Below are 14,712 nucleotides of genomic sequence, written 5' to 3'. Positions count from 1 at the left end.
AAAAAAAACGGCACCGCGGTGCCGTTTTTATTTGCTGTGCAAGCCAGCGCGTAGCGCAAGCTCAAACCAGCCGAAGGTAAATCAGCTCGCGTTTGATATACGCATAGAAGATGGGTGCGGCGATCACGCCAGGCAAACCGAATGCGGCTTCCATGACGAGCATCGCCACAAGCAACTCCCACGCGCGCGCCTCGATCTGCCCGCCGACAATCCGCGCATTCAGGAAATACTCGAGCTTGTGGATCAGAATCAGGAACGCGAGCGACATGACCGCGGCAGGAAAGCTGACCGATAGCGCCACCGCCACGATAATCGTGTTCGAAATCAGGTTCCCGATAACCGGCAGCAAACCGACGATAAACGTGACCAGCACCAGCGTTTTCGACAGCGGCAACTGGTCGTGGAAAATCGGCAGCACGATCAGCAGGAAGATGCCTGTGAACACCGCGTTGATCGCGGAGATTTTCACCTGCGCGAACACGATGCGGCGAAACGCGTCGGCGAAACGGCTCACGCGCGTGACGAACGCTGTGGAAAGCGGCAGCCGCTGCATCTGCTTTTGCGCGCTCACCGCGATGATCGCGCCGATAATCATGCCGATCAGAATATGCGTGAACGCGCGCGCCGCCGTCTTGCCGCTTTGCTGAAGCATGTTCGCGTGCGTCTGCATCAGCTCGGCGGCCTTGGTTTTCATCTGCTCGGTGTCCACCGGCAGATAGCTCGCGATGAATTGCGGAATCCGGCCACGCGCCTGATCGATCAGCTGCATTGCCTGGTCGAGCAGCTTCTGCACGCTCGGCACGTCGTTCTCGAAGTGCTCGATGATGCCGAGCGTGAGGCCCGTGAGCGCGCCCACGATCACCGTGGAGAGAATCACCACCGCCAGCCAGCGTGCCCGCTTGCTCGACATGTGACGCTCGATGCGCGGCGCGATGGTATGCACCAGCTGAAACACCAGTAACCCGGCGAGCAGCGCGCCGAGCAGATGGAGCTGGATCACCGCCCACATGCCGAACAGCATCAGCACATAACTGCCGATCTCGACTGCCGAGAGTTTCGGCAGGCTCATGTTGCTGGTCAGCCTGACCGGGCGTGGGCGTAAGTCCTGCACCTGCCCGTTTTCGCTCGCCTGATTCCGCTTGGCCATGGCTTATCCGTCCCCAACCCGTGTTGTGCAGCGTTACTTTTTGCTGGCCGCGCGTTTCAGCAAAGGCGCCAGATATCTACCGGTAAAACTTGCTTTGGACTTCGCGATCTGCTCCGGCGTGCCTTGCGCGATGATCTGGCCGCCGCCCGCGCCGCCTTCCGGACCCATGTCGATGACCCAGTCCGCAGTTTTGATTACATCGAGATTATGCTCGATGATCACGACGGTATTACCCTGGTCGCGTAACCGATGAATAACTTCGAGCAGTAGCGCAATGTCATGAAAGTGCAACCCGGTTGTGGGTTCGTCGAGAATGTATAGCGTGCGACCCGTATCGCGCTTGCTCAGTTCCAAAGATAGTTTGACGCGCTGCGCCTCGCCGCCGGACAGCGTGGTCGCCGACTGGCCCAGCCGGATATAGCCCAGGCCGACGTCGAGCAAGGTTTTCAGCTTGCGCGCGATGACCGGCACCGGCTTGAAAAACTCGTATGCATGCTCGACCGTCATGTCGAGCACTTCGCTGATGTTCTTGCCTTTGTACTGCACGTCCAGCGTTTCGCGGTTGTAGCGCTTGCCGTGGCAGACGTCGCACGGCACATATACGTCCGGCAGGAAGTGCATCTCGACCTTCAGCACGCCGTCGCCCTGACAGGACTCGCAGCGTCCGCCCTTCACGTTGAACGAGAAACGCCCCGGGTCGTAACCGCGCTCCTTCGCGGCGGGGACGCCCGCGAACAGCTCGCGGATCGGCGTGAAGAGGCCTGTGTAGGTGGCCGGATTTGAGCGCGGCGTGCGGCCGATCGGCGACTGGTCGACGTTGATGACCTTGTCGAAGTGCTCGAGCCCCTCGATCGACTCATACGGCGCCGGCTCCGTGGACGACCCGTAAAGATGATGCGCGACCGCCTGGTACAACGTGTCGTTGATGAGCGTCGACTTGCCCGAACCGGACACGCCGGTCACGCAGGTGAGCAGGCCGACCGGCAGATCGAGCGTGACATGCCGCAGATTGTTGCCGTGCGCCTCGACGATGCGCAGCCGCCGCTCGTCCGGGTCCTTGCGCTCGTCCGGATACTCAATGGTGCGCGAGCCCGACATGTACTGCCCCGTCATGGACGCCGCATTGCGCTCCACTTCTTTCGGCGTGCCCTCGGCGATCACCATGCCGCCGTGCTCGCCGGCGCCCGGACCCATGTCGACGACGTAGTCGGCCATGCGGATCATGTCTTCGTCGTGTTCGACGACGATCACCGAGTTGCCCAGGTCGCGCAGATGCTTGAGCGTGGCGATGAGCCGGTCGTTGTCGCGCTGATGCAAGCCAATGGACGGCTCGTCGAGCACGTACATCACGCCGGTGAGCCCCGAGCCGATCTGCGACGCGAGGCGAATGCGCTGCGCCTCGCCGCCCGACAGCGTTTCGGCGCTGCGTTCGAGCGACAGATAATCGAGCCCGACGTTGTTCAGGAACATCAGGCGCGCGACGATTTCCTTGACCACCTTGTCGGCGATCTCGCGCTTCGAGCCTTCCAGGCGCAGTGTCTGGAAATAGCCGAGCGCGTCGCGCAACGGCCAGCCGCTGATTTCGTAGATGCCGCGCGCGTCGCCGTCCGCGCCCACGCGCACAAAGCGCGCTTCGCGGCGCAACCGCGTGCCCGCGCAGGCCGGGCATGGCTGATTGTTCTGATACTTGGCGAGTTCCTCGCGCACGGCGGCCGAATCCGTCTCACGGTAACGCCGCTCCAGGTTCGGAATGATCCCTTCGAACACGTGCTCGCGGACCGACGCACGCCCGCGCTCGTTGATGTACGAGAACGGAATCTCCTGCTTGCCCGAGCCGAACAGCAGAATCTTGCGGACTTTTTCCGGCAGGTCTTCTACAGCCGTGTCGATGTCGAAATCGTAGAAGGCCGCGAGGCTTTGCAGCATCTGGAAGTAGAACTGGTTGCGCCGGTCCCAGCCCTTCACCGCGCCCGCCGCGAGCGACAGCGACGGATGCGCGACCACCCGCTTCGGATCGAAGAAAGTGATCTGGCCAAGGCCGTCGCACTCCGGGCACGCGCCCATCGGATTGTTGAACGAGAAGAGCCGCGGCTCCAGTTCCTGCAGCGAATACGAACAGATCGGGCAGGCAAACTTCGAGCTGAACAGATGCTCCTTGTCCGTATCCATTTCGAGCGCGATGGCGCGGCCGTCCGCGAGACGCAGCGCGGTTTCGAACGATTCCGCGAGACGCTGCTTCATGTCGGGCCGCACCTTCAGGCGGTCGACCACGACGTCGACGGTGTGCTTGTCGTTCTTCTTCAGCTTCGGCAGCGAGTCGACTTCATAAATTTTCGCGGCGCCTTCATTGGCCGTGCCGCCGCCCGAGCGCACGCGAAAACGGATGAAGCCTTGCGCCTGCATTTCCTCGAACAGCTCGACGTGCTCGCCCTTGCGGTCCGCGACCACGGGCGCGAGGATCATCAGCCTGGTCTCTTCCGGCAGCGCGAGCGCAGCGTCGACCATTTGCGACACGCTTTGCGCTTCCAGCGGGATTTCATGGTCCGGGCAATAAGGCGTGCCGACGCGTGCGAACAATAGCCGCAGGTAGTCGTGAATCTCGGTGACGGTGCCGACCGTGGAGCGCGGATTGTGCGAGGTTGCCTTCTGCTCGATCGAAATGGCCGGCGAGAGGCCCTCGATCAGATCGACGTCGGGTTTTTCCATCAACTGCAGGAATTGCCGTGCGTAAGCCGAGAGGCTTTCGACGTAGCGCCGCTGTCCTTCCGCATAGAGCGTGTCGAACGCGAGCGACGATTTCCCCGAGCCGGAAAGACCGGTAATAACGACGAGCTTATGACGTGGTAAGTCGAGATTGACGTTCTTCAGGTTGTGGGTGCGAGCCCCACGAATACGGATTTGTTCCACGGATTTATTCCATGAACTGCGGAAAGAGGAAGAGGCTAAACCTGCTACTATAACGACTTTTCAAGGCCGCCGTTACGGCTTCCAGACGGCCTGAAGAGGACCTCGGGCATGCTGTAAGACCGGGGTTCAGCGCTGTGGCAAAAGATCTAACTGGGGCCGTTTTCCGTAGGTACAAGGCGCCGTGAACCGCGCGAGGGGCAGGCGCTCCTGCTGTGAGGCACTTGCAACGTAGCAACGGAAGCGCCGCTAGGCCGTCAGCTTGCCGCAAGGCCGCGCCGCGTGCCGAGCGGCCTTCACGTGCAAAGCCGTCCGGTCGTGGCGTGCCCGGTGCGCCACCAGCTCATTCAAATAACGCTTCCGATGTCCAATCCGTCCGCCACATCTTCACGCATGAGCGCGCCTGAGCTGCGCGCGACCGTGTCGCTTGCCGCCATCTTCGCGCTGCGCATGCTCGGTCTCTTCATGATCATGCCGGTGTTCTCCATCTACGCGAAGACGATTCCCGGCGGCGAAAACGTGCTGCTCGTCGGCATTGCGCTCGGCGCGTATGGCGTCACGCAGTCGATGCTCTACATTTTTTACGGCTGGATTTCCGACAAGGTGGGTCGAAAACCGGTCATCGCAACGGGGCTTCTCATCTTCGCGCTCGGCAGCTTTGTCGCGGCGGGCGCGCACGACATGACGTGGATCATCGTGGGCCGGGTGATCCAGGGCATGGGCGCGGTGTCGTCCGCGGTTATCGCATTCATTGCCGACCTCACCGCCGAGGAGCACCGCACCAAGGCGATGGCGATGGTGGGCGGCAGCATCGGCATCTCGTTCGCGGTCGCGATTGTCGGCGCGCCGATCGTTTTTCATTGGGTCGGCATGAGCGGGCTGTTCACGCTGGTCGGTGTGTTCTCGATTCTGGCGGTGGGCGTGGTGCTGTGGGTCGTGCCGGATGCGCCGAAGCCCGTGCACGTGCGCGCGCCGTTCGCCGAAGTGCTGCACAACGTCGAGTTGCTGCGGCTCAATTTCGGCGTGCTCGTGCTGCACGCCACGCAAACGGCGTTGTTCCTCGTGGTGCCGCGCATTCTGGAGGCGGGCGGCCTGCCGGTCGCATCACATTGGAAGGTGTATTTGCCCGTCATGGGGCTTTCGTTCGTGATGATGGTGCCCGCGATCATCGCCGCGGAAAGGCGTGGACAGATGAAAACGGTCCTGCTTTCCGCCATTGCTCTTATCCTTTTCGGACAGTTGTTATTGGGCGTCGCTCCGCATACGATTCTGAGTGTGGCGGCCATCCTTTTTGTGTACTTTCTCGGCTTCAATATTCTCGAGGCGTCGCAGCCTTCGTTGGTGTCGAAACTGGCGCCGGGCACCCGAAAGGGCGCGGCGGCCGGCGTGTACAACACCACGCAGTCCATCGGTCTGGCGCTGGGCGGCATGATCGGCGGCTGGCTGCTCAAAGTGGATGGTCAGAGCGCGGTGTTCTTCACTTGTTCGGGGCTCGTGTTTTGCTGGCTTATAATCGCCGCAAAGATGAAACAGCCGCCGCGCAAGGCATGACAGGATTTTTCGCGGCGGAATCAGCTACTCGAGACCGCACCAGGTGCGTATCCCGGCATCACCCAGAACTCACCCGGCGGCGGGCAGAGGCGCACTTCCAGTCTCGGCCCGCAGGCCATGAGACGGAAACCGCGAATCGCCGTGCCGCCCGCAATGGAATCAACAGGAGAAACTCATGGCATCCGTGAACAAGGTCATTCTCGTCGGCAATCTCGGAGCCGATCCGGAAGTCCGTTATCTTCCGAGCGGCGACGCAGTGGCGAACATCCGCCTTGCCACGACGGATCGGTACAAGGACAAGGCGTCCGGCGAAATGAAGGAGGCCACTGAATGGCACCGCGTGTCGTTCTTCGGCCGCCTCGCGGAAATCGTGTCCGAATATCTGAAGAAAGGCTCGTCGGTCTATCTGGAAGGGCGCATTCGCACCCGTAAGTGGCAGGCGCAGGACGGCACCGACCGTTACTCGACCGAAATCGTCGCCGAGCAGATGCAAATGCTGGGTGGCCGTGGCGGCTCGATGGGCGGCGGCGACGAAGGCGGCTACAGCCGCGGCGAGCCTTCCGAGCGCAGCGGCGGCGGTGGCGGCCGTGCGGTCTCGGGCGGCGGTTCGCGTGGCGGCAGCGGCGGTGGTGGCGGTGGTGGTTCCAGCCGTCCGAGCGCGCCGGCCGGCGGTGGGTTTGATGAGATGGATGACGATATTCCGTTCTGAAAACCAACCCCTCGCGCCAAACGCCCCAAAAGACCCCGCTCACCCAGCGGGGTTTTTTTCATGCCCCCCCGCGCGCCCTTACCGCTCCAAATGCACCAGCGCGTCCCGCATCGGCGAACTCGAAATCATGATCGGCCCGGTCAGCGGCGTATCCAGATCCACAATCACATAAATCGCTGACGCAATCGACACCGCGCCAAGCGTAATCGTCACGAGTGCCAGCGCATTGCGCGGCGCGATCAGCCCGAAGCTCAGAAAAATCACGCAAAGCCAGAACGTCAGCGTCTTGAAGAACGGCTGCGAAATCGAGCTGTGCGCTTCCTCGATGATTTTCCAGCGCGCGTCCACCACGCGGCGAAACTCGGTCAGACCGTCGTCGAGCGCGCGCTGTTGCAGCGGATCATGCGCGCGCAGCTGCCGCAATTGCCGGCCCACCGACGTCAGCAATTCGCCGAGCCGCACGTTTTCCAGCTTCTGCGAGTTGTCGGGCGAGCCCAGGTTTCGCGGATAGTCCCCGGCCGGAGCCGGCTCGCGCGGCCAAGTCGATGCAATGGCCGCCGCCGTGTAGACGCGCAACAGCTTCCGCGCCGCGTCCGTATCGCTGCCGTAGTCCCGCAACGTCATGTCGAGCTCGATGATGTCGGCGGCATAAGTGCGCAGATCGTTGGCCGCCGTGTCGAAGCTCGATTTCGCCGACGCCGTCATCAGACCCAGCACCAGCGCGGCGAACGTCACCAGCATGCCGATCACCAGTTGCACGAGCTGCACCGTTTCGTGCGCCTTGTGTTCCTCGGGCAGCAATGGTCGCACCCACACGCCGATCCCCGTGGCCGCGAGCAGCAGAACGAAAACCAGCAGAGCCGAGCCTATTTCCGACATAGAAATGCTCCCATTGATGCTCGCGTCGATTGCCGCCACGCGGACACGACGACGCAAGTCACGAACCCACGCCGTCGTCGCGCTCCTGGCCGTTCGCTGTCCCCGTCATTTGACGTGATGCAAACGCTTGCGCCCTCACCATAAAGTTTTCAGATATTCAGCCGTAGTCCCTATCTGTGGCATTCGCTTAAATTCTGACAAAAAGTTGCGAACCATGCCAAAAGGGCTTGGGCGCAGCATGCGTGGCCGGGCACATTTCACTGAGTATTCGGTCAGGCAGCCCATATGGAGACTAGCCCGATGCTGAAAAATCTGTCGATTCGCAGTTGCCTTACCTTGATGATCGCGTTCTTTGCCGTCGCGTTGCTGCTGGGCGCTGCGGCCGGGCTGTTGTCGCTGCGCTCGAGCAACGCGTCGCTGCAGCAGATGTACACCGTCGATACCCCCGCCGTCGCCGATCTGGAAGGCAGCGCCGGCCAGTTGTTGCGGCTGCGCCTCGCGCTGGCCACTTACGCGTCGCTGGTGGACCTGAACGATCAGGACGGCGCCAATGCGGTGCTCAAGCGTTTCGGTCAATATCAGAAAGGCTCCGACGAGCGGCTCGCCCACTATCTGAGCCGCGCCAGCGCCGCCGAGGACGAGCAGCGCCTGATCAAGGACATGCAGGTGAAGCGTGACACGTTCCTGCACGAAGGCGTCGAACCGGCCTTAGCCGCGCTGAAGGCGGGTGACCGCCCCACGTTCCAGCAATTGCAGGCGCGCAAGCTGCCGTCGCTCTACAGCGCGTACGAAAAAGCGATGCTCGCGCTCGAGCAGTTGCAACTCGATCACGGTGCGCAGCGCTATCAGAGCGCGCAAGACCTGTTCTACGCGATTTGCGTGTCGGTGGCGATTGGCATCGTCGTCTCGCTGGTTGGGTCGCTGATCGGCCGCGCGGTGCTCGTGCGCGCAATCGTGAGTCCGGTGGATGCCACCATCGCGCAGTTCCAGCGGATTGCCAACGGCGACCTGACGGGCCGCATCGTCGTGACGAGCAATAACGAAATGGGACGCCTCGCCGCCGCGCTGCGCAAGATGCAGGAGTCGCTGATCGCGACAGTGAACTCGGTGCGTCAAGGCACGGAATCTATCGATAGCGGCGTGAGCGAAATCGCCGCCGGCAATGCGGATCTGTCGCAACGTACAGAGGAACAGGCTGCGTCGCTGGAACAAACGGCCGCGAGCATCGAGGAACTCACTTCGACAGTCAAGCAGACCGCCGACAACGCGAAGGAGGCGAGCTCGCTCGCGCAGGGCGCGTCGACGCTTGCGGCGCAGGGCGGCGAGCTGACGGAGAAAGTGGTGGGCACGATGCACGAGATCGTCGACGACTCGCGGCGTATTGCCGACATTGTCGGCGTGATCGAAGGAATCGCTTTCCAGACCAACATTCTTGCGCTGAACGCGGCGGTCGAGGCGGCGCGCGCCGGTGAGCAGGGCCGCGGTTTTGCGGTAGTCGCGAGCGAAGTGCGTTCATTGGCACAGCGAAGCGCTGCGGCAGCCAAGGAGATCAAAACGCTGATCGACGCATCGACCACGCGGGTAGAAAACGGCTCGCAACTGGTCGAGCGCTCGGGCTCGACGATGAGCGAGATCGTGCAGGCCATTTCGCGCGTCAGCTCGATCATGGGCGAGATCGCGGCGGCGGCGAATGAGCAGAGCACCGGCATCGATCAGGTGAATCTCGCTGTCGCGCAAATGGATGAGGTCACGCAGCAGAACGCCGCGCTTGTCGAGCAAGCCGCGGCGGCCGCCGGTTCGCTGGAGGAGCAGGCGAGAAGGCTCAGCTCGGCGGTGGCGGTGTTCCGGACAGACGGCGGTTCATCGTCGTCGCACGGCCTTGCGGGCTCACGCGGCCGTAACGTTGATGGTGTTGCGGAAACGTCTGTGGCGAACACGGCAGATCAGTTCGCTACCGCTTGAGGTTTTCGCGCCCGGTTTCGCGCGTGTTTCGCAGGGCGTGGGGCGCGTCACCTCACATGGCCGCGTGCCCCTTGCTCAATGGCGCCGCTCATCAGGCAACGCGGCGTCCAGAAGGTGCCGCAACAAACCAACTCGCTGTACCCGCGCCGCTCTACTGCATAGTCGCGTAATACTTCGCGAGGCTGTCAATCTCCGCTGACGTCATCTTCCGCGTGACATTACGCATCTGCTCGTTGATGTCGTTGTGACGCGTGCCTGAAGCAAACGCCCGCATTTGCGCAGCAAGATAAATCGACGACTGTCCGCCGAGCCACGGCGCGGAACCTTTGCGATCGAGCTGCCCGTGGCACGCGGCGCACGGCGCGATGTTGCGCTGGGGATCGCCCTGCATCGCGAGGCGCACGGCGGTCGCATCGGGCGTGCTGCCGGTGGGCGCGACTTCGGCCGCCGGACCGCGCGGCAGCGACGCATAGTAAGCCGCGAGATCGTGCAGGTCCTGATCGCTGCGAGCCGCGACAATGGGCTGCATGATCGAGTTTTGCCGCACGCCTTGCTGATAATCGCGCAGTTCCTTGTAGACCACGTCCGCGTATTGACCGGCTAGTGCGGGCGCGGTGACTTGCACCGTGCCGAGCACGCCGTGGCACATCGAGCAATTCTGCGTGGCGATCGTCGCGCCGCGGCCGATTGAATTGGCATCGGCTCGCATGCGCCGCAGCGGTGGCAACACGACCACGTCGCTCGGCGCCGGGCCGCTGATATTCGCGCCGCTATACCAGCTCGACGGCACGCCCGCCGCGCCGCAGATGGTCGCCCACAAGCCACGGTTCGCAAATGCGCTGTTGGCGGAAGGCAGCCAGACGAAGCCGATCAGTATCGAAACGACGGCAATTGCGAGCGTGCCGCCGATACTCACCGTGAACCACGGATTGCGCAAGCTGAAGACGCGTTCCTGATTCATCGCTGTGCTCCAACGACGACCGCCGGCACGGACGTCTGCGGCAGTTTCAGCAATTGAACGATCGGCACGCTGTAGTTGACGACGGTGAGACCGATCATCAACGCCACCCATAAGCCGAAGGTATTGAGCGCGGCCGGCACGCGCTCGACCGGATGCACCGCGCTCGCAAAACGGAAGCCCTGTTGCGGAACCGCGGGGCCGAATTGCGACTTCGCGAGAATGTAGATGAAGAGCGCGCCCGATACGGCGAGCACCAGGCCGCCCACCGCCGACATGCCGACCCAGAACGCCTGCGCCTCGAGGCCCGGCATCTGATAGTCGTAGTAAGCCATGCGACGCGGCGCGCCGAGCAGGCCGACGTAATGCCACGGCAGCGTCACCACGAGCATGCCGATGAACCACAGCCACAACTGGGTGCGCACGAGTTTCAGCGAGACGATCGCGCGGCCCGTCAGTTGCGGCCACAGTTCATAAGCAATCGCGAAGTACATGATGACGATCGCGCCGCCGAAAATCAGGTGGAAATGCCCGGTGACCCACTGCGTGTTGTGCACCGTGGTGTTCAGCTGATAGCTCATGTTGATCAGGCCGCCGGCGCCGCCGAGTCCGAGCATGACGAACGAAAACGCGACCACCAGCATCATCGGGTTCTGCCACGGCAAGGCCGTGAGCCAGCCGAACGCGCCCTTGCCGCCGCGCAGCCGTCCGGCAATTTCCACCGACGCACAGATCGTGAACACTGTCAGCAGCGTGGGCACGGAAACCATTCCAGTGAAAACCGCGTGCAGGAACTTGAAGCCCGAGCCGACCTGCGGATCCGCGAACAGATGGTGAATGCCGATCGGCATCGCGAAAACGAGAAAGAGAATGAACGACACGCGCGCCATCGAATCGCTGTAAAGCCGCCCATCGATTGCACGCGGCACGAGCGTGTAGTACGCGATATACGCGGGAATCAGCCAGAAGTAGACGATTGCGTGAAGCGTCCACGAGAACAGGACGCGTGACAGGCCGGCGTCGATCGTATTCGTGATACCGAACGCCACCGGCAGGATCTGGAACAGAATTTCGACTGCGGCGCCGACGGCGGTCCAGGCCCACAGATACGCACCGGCGACATTCGCGAACATTGCGAGCGGCACAGGCTTGCCGGGATTCGCGCGCCTCCAGACCCGCAGGTTCACGTGCATCAGCGCGACCCAGATCCAGGAACCGACCACGACCAGCACGACGCCGAGATAATAGAACGGACTGCCAATCATCGGCGGATAGAAGGTGTAGAGCACCGAGGCCTTGCCGAGCGCAACGGGCACCATTGCCATCACCGCGCCGACCGCCAGCATGATGAACGCGGCCCACGCCCATTTGAGGCCAGCGAGGCGCTGCCCGAGTGCGAGCTCGACGATGGCATAACCGAAGCCCATCGAAACCAGAGTCGGCAGCACGTATGCCATGACCGAGCCGTGCGCGGTCACGGAGCGGTAGTAGAGCTCAGGGTCGCCGATCCACGGGGCGAGGGGACTGCGCACCAGCATCTGCCACGCGCCGAGAAAGAGCGCAATGATGAACGCGATGAAGGCGAGCCAGAAATGCGCGAGAACGAGTCGCTTAGCGTGAAACACAGCTCAGCCTCCGTGATTGTCGGGCCTGTTCGAAGAAGGCCGCCTTGTCGATCACCTTCACATGCGCCCACATCGCCTGATGGCCGAAGCCGCAGAACTCGTGACAGGGCATGGTGTGATCGGCGGGCGCGTCGAAGCGCGTGTCGAGCGTCGCGACGTAGCCGGGCACGACCATGGTGTTGACGTTCGTGTCGGTGATCAGCAGGCCGTGCACGACGTCCGCGCTCGTCGCGCGAATCTTGATGGGCGTGTCCGCGGGCACGAGCAGGCACTGTGGCGTGAACGAGTATTGCTGCGCGATGAAACGCACCACCACCGAGCCGTCCGGCTCGAGCGCGCTGCCGAGATTGTCTTCAACGAATTCGCCCGAAAGTTGCAGGCGCGACGGGTCGATGGTTTCCACACGCGACGGCGGCATCATCGCCCAGTGCAGTCCCGAGAAGACGATCACGGCGAGCATCAGCAGAATCAGCGCGCCGACAAAAATCGCCCAGCGGCGTTCGGCGCGGACGGCGACTGCGTGGCCGCTGCCTGGCGGGTGTTGGGAGTCGGGGGAATGGGTGGACATGATCAGTGGATCAGTGGACGACGCCGCGCGGCAGGAACACGAGGAAGTAGAAGCCGAACCAGACCGCCATGACGATCAGCGTGGCCACGCCCGCGACGGCAACGGCGCCGTGCGGACCCGCGGCCACCACACGTTCGACTTCTTCATCCGTGGATGGACGCACAGTGCGCGTATCGTTCGCTTCCATGTCAAGGCTTCTCCAGTTTCCGATGCAGCGGCGAGTGGCGGCGGCGGTGTCGTTAATGCAGCGGCGCGTTGCGCAGTTCGTTGACCTCGCGCGCGGTCACTGGCTTGCCGTGATTGCCCCACGCGGTACGAATATAGGTCACTACGGCGGCGGCTTCCGTATCGTTCAATTCCTGCGCGAAGGGCGGCATGCCATAAGGCTCCGGATTGCGTTTCGTGCCAGGCGGGAAACCGCCGTTCAGCACGATGCGGATCGGGTTGACCGCGGAGTCCATTTCGATCGACTGGTTGGCGGCGAGCGGCGGATAGTGCTGCAACTGACCCTCGCCCTTCGCGCCGTGACACAGCGCGCACTTGTCGCCGTAGATCTTCTCGCCGAGCGCGAACAGGTTCGTGTCGGCCGCTGCAGTCGGGCCCGACTTGCGTCCGCGATTGTCAGGCAGCGTCTTCAGGTACACGGCCATTGCCTTGACGTCTTCGTCGGTCATGTATTGCAGGCTGTGGTACGTGACCTCGGCCATCGGGCCGTAGACCGCGCCGCGGTCCGAAATGCCCGCTTGCAGCAGATCGACGATGTCCTTGATGCTCCAGTCGCCGAGACCGCCGTCCTTGTCCGAGGTGAGCGAGGGCGCATACCAGTTCTGCACCGGGATCAACCCGCCGGCAAACTGCTCGCTTTGCGACGAGCCGCCGAGCATGTTGATCTTGGTGTGGCACATCGTGCAGTGACCGAGCCCTTCGACAAGATACGCGCCGCGATTCCATTCGACCGAACGGGTCGGGTCGGGCTTGAATTCGCCCTCGCGGAAATACAGCGTGCGCCACCCGTATAGCAATTTGCGCTGGTTATATGGAAAGCGCAGCGTGTGCTTGCGGTTAGCCTCGCGCACCGGCTCGACGGATTTCAGATAGGCGAAGATCGCGTCCGAGTCCTCGCGCGTGACCTTGGTGTACTGCGCGATCGGCATCGCGGGATAGAGCAGCGCGCCCTCGGGCGTGATGCCGGTGCGCATCATGCGGAAGAAGGCCTCCTTGCTCCACGTGCCGATGCCGTATTGCGCGTCCGGCGTGATGTTCGGCGAATAGAGCGTGCCGAACGGCGTTTCCATCGCGAGGCCGCCCGCGAACAGCCTGCCGCGCGGTGCAGTGTGGCACGCCACGCAGTCGCCCGCGCGCGCGAGGTATTCGCCGCGTTTGACGATGTCCGGGCGGGTGTCGGCAGAAGTGCCGGCTTTGGCCGGCTGCGCGCTTTCCGCGGCGCGAGCTTCGGCGACGAGGAGCGGCGATGGCACATGCATGCGGACAAGCATCGCGCTGCCGGTTACGAGCACGACGGCGACTAACAGCGAGAAACGGCGGCGCATCAACAGGCGAGGAGAACGAAGTAGCGATTTCATTGCGGTTGGCTCCCGCATGCGAGAGGCAACCGCTTCGCCGATGCCGGCGCGGGCCGCGGGTCGGCTGGGCGCGCTTGCCGCGCAAGCCACGTGGAGACGGCGGTGATGTCCTTGTCGGTCAGCTTCACGGCAATGGAGCGCATGCAATCCGGCGCGAGCGCATGGCGGGTGCCCGAGCGCCATGTGCCCATTTGCCCGGCGATATAGCTCGCATGCAAACCGAGCAGGCCAGGAATGCCCGGCTGCTGACCGGTCATGCGCTCGCCATGACACGCGATGCACGCGGGAATCTTGCGCGCGGGGTCGCCTTGCATCACGAGCCGCTGACCGGCGGCAAGCACGGCTGGCGTCACGTGGGACTGGTCGGCATTGGGATAGGGCGGCTGAAGCTCGGCGAAATACTGGCTGATCTTGCGCAGATACTCGTCGGGCAGAAAGGCGACGAGATAACCCATTGGCGGATAGGTGCGGCCGCCGTCGCGAAAGGCGCTTAGCTGATTGAACAGATACTCGGCGGGCTTGCCCGCGATACGCGGGAAATAATCGTTGTTGAGGCCTTGACCTTGCACGCCATGGCAAGAGGTACAGGCCCGCACGCGTTCGTCCATGGCCGAAGGCATGGCGCCGGCCGCGGCACCGGCCGCGATTGCGGTGCCGCTCCACAACATGTGAAGCACGAACACAACGGCAAATCCCAAAGCTCTACGATGCACGTCGGGCCTCGCTGGGGAACGTTCTTTTATCGATTCTGCTTCACCTGCATTCGCGGCTGGATTTCCATCCAGCCGTGATATGCCACGCACAGCGGGTCTACCACTTTCTCTAC

12 protein-coding genes are annotated in these 14,712 nt (G+C 62.9%); 3 read left to right on the top strand and 9 right to left on the bottom strand.

The window, feature by feature from the left end; translation table 11 throughout:
- Positions 1–61: 61 nt before the first annotated feature.
- Positions 62–1,147 (bottom strand): AI-2E family transporter, encoded by a 1,086-nt coding sequence (locus A3AC_RS0105610; protein ID WP_025597818.1) that lies wholly within the window; start codon positions 1,145–1,147, stop codon positions 62–64.
- A gap of 33 nt (positions 1,148–1,180) precedes the next feature.
- Positions 1,181–4,054, bottom strand: coding sequence for an excinuclease ABC subunit UvrA (gene uvrA, locus A3AC_RS0105605; RefSeq protein WP_025597817.1), 2,874 nt, complete (start codon positions 4,052–4,054; stop codon positions 1,181–1,183).
- Positions 4,055–4,414: 360 nt separating this feature from the next.
- On the opposite strand from uvrA, the gene A3AC_RS0105600 reads away from it, so the two are divergent.
- Together A3AC_RS0105600 and A3AC_RS0105595 are read left to right on the top strand one after the other, a co-directional pair.
- Positions 4,415–5,602 carry an MFS transporter gene (locus tag A3AC_RS0105600; protein WP_156924577.1) on the top strand — a complete coding sequence of 396 codons (1,188 nt, stop codon included), beginning with the start codon at positions 4,415–4,417 and terminating at the stop codon, positions 5,600–5,602.
- A 175-nt stretch (positions 5,603–5,777) separates the two neighbouring features.
- Positions 5,778–6,311 (top strand): single-stranded DNA-binding protein, encoded by a 534-nt coding sequence (locus tag A3AC_RS0105595; RefSeq protein WP_025597815.1) that lies wholly within the window; start codon positions 5,778–5,780, stop codon positions 6,309–6,311.
- 78 nt (positions 6,312–6,389) lie between these two features.
- Here A3AC_RS0105595 and A3AC_RS0105590 read toward each other — a convergent pair whose 3' ends face one another.
- Positions 6,390–7,190, bottom strand: coding sequence for a bestrophin-like domain (locus tag A3AC_RS0105590; RefSeq protein ID WP_025597814.1), 801 nt, complete (start codon positions 7,188–7,190; stop codon positions 6,390–6,392).
- Between the two features lie 300 nt (positions 7,191–7,490).
- Here A3AC_RS0105590 and A3AC_RS0105585 point away from each other — a divergent pair, with 300 nt between their 5' ends.
- Positions 7,491–9,152: a methyl-accepting chemotaxis protein gene (locus tag A3AC_RS0105585; RefSeq protein WP_025597813.1), complete on the top strand. Its 1,662-nt coding sequence runs from the start codon at positions 7,491–7,493 to the stop codon at positions 9,150–9,152.
- A gap of 151 nt (positions 9,153–9,303) precedes the next feature.
- Here the strand turns inward: A3AC_RS0105585 and A3AC_RS0105580 are convergent, their stop codons facing one another.
- The 6 genes from A3AC_RS0105580 to A3AC_RS0105555 are packed head-to-tail and all read right to left on the bottom strand — an operon-like array spanning position 9,304 to position 14,599.
- Positions 9,304–10,113, bottom strand: a complete 810-nt coding sequence (locus A3AC_RS0105580; RefSeq protein ID WP_025597812.1) for a c-type cytochrome — start codon at positions 10,111–10,113, stop codon at positions 9,304–9,306.
- On the bottom strand, positions 10,110–11,735 hold the full coding sequence (locus A3AC_RS0105575) for a b(o/a)3-type cytochrome-c oxidase subunit 1 (protein ID WP_025597811.1): 1,626 nt from the start codon (positions 11,733–11,735) through the stop codon (positions 10,110–10,112). Before A3AC_RS0105575 ends, A3AC_RS0105580 begins: the two co-directional genes overlap by 4 nt.
- Positions 11,722–12,303, bottom strand: coding sequence for a cytochrome c oxidase subunit II (locus A3AC_RS0105570; protein WP_025597810.1), 582 nt, complete (start codon positions 12,301–12,303; stop codon positions 11,722–11,724). The genes A3AC_RS0105575 and A3AC_RS0105570 overlap by 14 nt, the downstream gene beginning before the upstream one ends.
- Positions 12,304–12,313: 10 nt before the next feature.
- Positions 12,314–12,490 carry a hypothetical protein gene (locus A3AC_RS30620; RefSeq protein ID WP_198017973.1) on the bottom strand — a complete coding sequence of 59 codons (177 nt, stop codon included), beginning with the start codon at positions 12,488–12,490 and terminating at the stop codon, positions 12,314–12,316.
- A gap of 52 nt (positions 12,491–12,542) precedes the next feature.
- On the bottom strand, positions 12,543–13,886 hold the full coding sequence (locus A3AC_RS0105560; protein ID WP_025597809.1) for a c-type cytochrome: 1,344 nt from the start codon (positions 13,884–13,886) through the stop codon (positions 12,543–12,545).
- The gene (locus A3AC_RS0105555; RefSeq protein WP_025597808.1) at positions 13,883–14,599 is read right to left on the bottom strand and encodes a c-type cytochrome; all 717 of its coding nucleotides are present in this window, start codon (positions 14,597–14,599) and stop codon (positions 13,883–13,885) included. Before A3AC_RS0105555 ends, A3AC_RS0105560 begins: the two co-directional genes overlap by 4 nt.
- Positions 14,600–14,712: the final 113 nt, after the last annotated feature.

The sequence above is a fragment of the Burkholderia sp. WSM2230 genome, from assembly GCF_000472445.1.
Taxonomy (GTDB): Bacteria; Pseudomonadota; Gammaproteobacteria; order Burkholderiales; family Burkholderiaceae; genus Paraburkholderia.
The sequence above is the reverse complement of the archived record's forward strand: the minus strand, read 5'-3'. Positions and strand labels throughout refer to the sequence as shown.